Raw genomic sequence first — 2,219 nt, 5'->3', positions numbered from 1 at the left:
ACCGACGCCGCAGGATCCCCCACCAACAAGGGCTCCACGCTCAACGGTGAATAGCCAAGAAAGTCCGATCGCGGAGTTGCTAAGTTACTCGAGAGAAGGTTAGATGTAACGCAGGTCACACCGATCTGTGGCGAGCGTCACTTTCGTGGTGCCGGTCGTCGCTGTCCGACTCTCTTTAGGAATCTCATGAACGCACACCATGCCGCACGGCAGCAAGGGTTGATGCATACCGTCATCACCGTGCTCCTAGCCTTATTCCTCATCGCAGGCCTTGCCCTCTTCGCGTTGTTTAGTGGCCAGGTATCCAAGGGAGCCGCCCAGCTGAACGAGGGGATGGGTCAGGCCAAGGATGGCATCAGTGAACTCGACGACGGGGCCGGCCGGGCCGCTGAGGGTGCATCCGAGTTGGCCCAGGGCGCCTCCGACCTGAATGACGGAGCCGCCGACCTCAAGGACGGCACGAGCACTGCGCACCGTGGATCCCAAAGCGTGACTGCGGGTGCGGAAGCTCTTGCCGAGGGATCAACGTCGCTGTCTGATGGAGCGGGGCGCGCAGCGGAGGGTGCCGCGGCGCTCGCCGAAGGCGGCCAGGCACTCGGTACGGGCGTGGCGAAGGTTGCCGACGGCGCGGGACGTGCAGATGTTGCCGCGAAGAAACTCGACGACGGGGCCGGTCGACTGGTGACCGGTGCTACCTCTGCTCACGAGGGGGCGAACCAGCTGGGTGCTGGAGCAGCCGAGCTCGGCGAGGGCGTAGGCGTCCTCGCGAACGGCGCGGGTCGGCTCGATGAGGGCGTTAGTCAGGTCGACGACGGGGCCAAGTCCCTCGCTGACGGGGGACAGGAACTGGGTGCCGGGGCCGGCGAACTCAAGAACGGCGCTGGCCGACTCGCGGACGGTGTATCGCAGGTTGACGCCGGTGCCGCGAGCCTGGCCGAAGGTGCGCAGGCCGCTGCTGAGGGTGCTGGCACCCTTGCCGGAGGTGCGGCCCAGGTCAACGACGGCGCGCAGCAGCTCGGCGCTGGTGTGGACTCTGCCAAGACGGGTTCCGGCGACCTGAAGGAAGGCCTCGATACGTTGTCGGCCGGAATCGGGCAGGCTTCCACCGGTGCAGACGAGCTTGCTGCCGGTTCGACGGAGCTGAAGGCCGGCACCGCGGCCGCCCTTGAAGGCGCGCGCCAGCTTGCCGCCGGTGCGGCCGAGGCCGGTCCGGGGTCACAGCAGCTCAGCGACGGTGCGGCTCAGGTCAGCGCTGGTACGGCGGAGCTCTTGCAGTTCGCCAAGGACAACCCGGCCGTTCCGGTGGGCATGCTCCTCGCTCAGCTCGAGGAGCTGAACAGCGGTGCCGGTCAGGTCGCTGACGGTGCCGCACAGCTCGCCGCGGGCAGCGGGCAGTTGCAGGACGGAACCTCGCAGCTCGCCGCTGGCCTGGAAGAGGTCGACGCCGGAGCCGCTCGTCTCGAAGCCGGTTCAGGCGAACTGTCGGCAGGGCTGAAGGAGCTCAACGCTGGCGGTGCGGACGCCGCCGAGGGTGCAGGCGCGCTCGATGCCGGTCTGGCTCAGATCCAGGCAGGATTCGTCGGCGACGGCGACGAGAACCCGGGCCTGCTGGCCGGCACCGCGCAGCTGGCTGAGGGTTCAACCCAGCTTGCTGAGGGTAACGGTGAACTGGCCAGCGGTGCAGGCAAACTGCGCGAAGGCACCGGTGCGTTGGGTCAGGGCGCGGGCGAACTCGTCGCCGGCACCGACCAGCTGGCCCAGGGCGCAGGTCGCCTTGCCGACGGTGCAACCCAGCTCAAGGCGGGTACCGGCGAGCTGAAGACCGGCTCGGGTGCCCTGGTTACAGGTACGGGCGAGCTGCAAGCCGGTGCGGGACGCTTGACCGCGGGTGCTTACGAACTCGCCGAAGGCAACGGCGCCATCGCCGAAGGTGCTGGCACGTTGCGGTCCGGTACGTCCGAGCTCGCGTCCAGGACCCCGGACCTGAAGAAGGGTGCGGACGACGCGGCTGCCGGAGCGCTCAAGCTGCGCGATGGCGCCAGCGAACTGCAGAACGGCAATGCACAGCTCTTCGAGGGCGCGCTGCAGCTCCGGGACGGTGCCGACCGGCTCACCGAAGGCTCCGGCAAGCTCGAAGACGGCCTGAAGAAGCTCGACACCGGCGCCGGTGATCTCGGAGAGGGGACGACGCGGCTCCATGCCGGAGCCGATGAACTCGC

General features: G+C 68.2%; 1 pseudogene. It reads left to right on the top strand.

What is annotated here, in order from left to right:
* Positions 1–186: 186 nt before the first annotated feature.
* Positions 187–2,219 (top strand): annotated as a pseudogene (locus TX78_RS09455) (hypothetical protein); the annotation flags it as partial.

Source organism: Nesterenkonia massiliensis (assembly GCF_000455245.1).
In the GTDB taxonomy this organism is placed as follows: Bacteria; Actinomycetota; Actinomycetes; order Actinomycetales; family Micrococcaceae; genus Nesterenkonia; species Nesterenkonia rhizosphaerae.
The sequence above is the reverse complement of the archived record's forward strand: the minus strand, read 5'-3'. Positions and strand labels throughout refer to the sequence as shown.